Here is a 503-nt window from a genome sequence, read left to right as displayed (position 1 = left end):
TCGCCATCCGAATCATCATCTAAGTAATTTGGAATGCGGTCTCCATCATTATCTGTATCTCGCTCATCGCTATCTCCTAACCAATCTCCATCCGAATCTTTATCTCGATAGTTTGGTCTTCCGTCTTTATCCGTGTCATTCGTCAATTCGATTTTATCGGCTATACCGTCACCATCTGAATCTAAATCCATATAATCTGGCGTTCCATCTTTGTCGGTATCGGGTACTGGCGCTGGATTGCCTTCTAAGAAATCTGCTAATCCGTTTCCGTTGACATCAGGAGCAGAACCATTTTTATCCACACGGCCATCGTAGTTATCATCGATTGTGCCACGCTTATTATCTGTTCCTTCCCAAGCATCCAAGATTCCGTCATTATCTGAATCGCTATCTAAGAAGTTCATTACACCATCTCCATCCGTATCGTATGATCTTTCTTGAGTATCTAAAATACCGTCGTTATCTGAATCTAAATCCAAGTAGTTGGCATCTCCATCTCCATC

The 503-nt window shown here is 42.1% G+C and carries 1 protein-coding gene; it reads right to left on the bottom strand.

Annotation, left to right across the window (positions count from 1 at the left end; translation table 11 throughout):
- Positions 1-503 (bottom strand): thrombospondin type 3 repeat-containing protein (locus tag U0R11_RS13555; RefSeq protein ID WP_406752368.1); only part of this gene is annotated, 503 nt, incomplete at both ends.

Origin of the sequence: Aquirufa salirivi (genome assembly GCF_045310485.1) — a bacterium.
Lineage (GTDB): Bacteria > Bacteroidota > Bacteroidia > Cytophagales > Spirosomataceae > Aquirufa > Aquirufa salirivi.
This window is presented reverse-complemented; position numbering and strand designations above follow the sequence as displayed.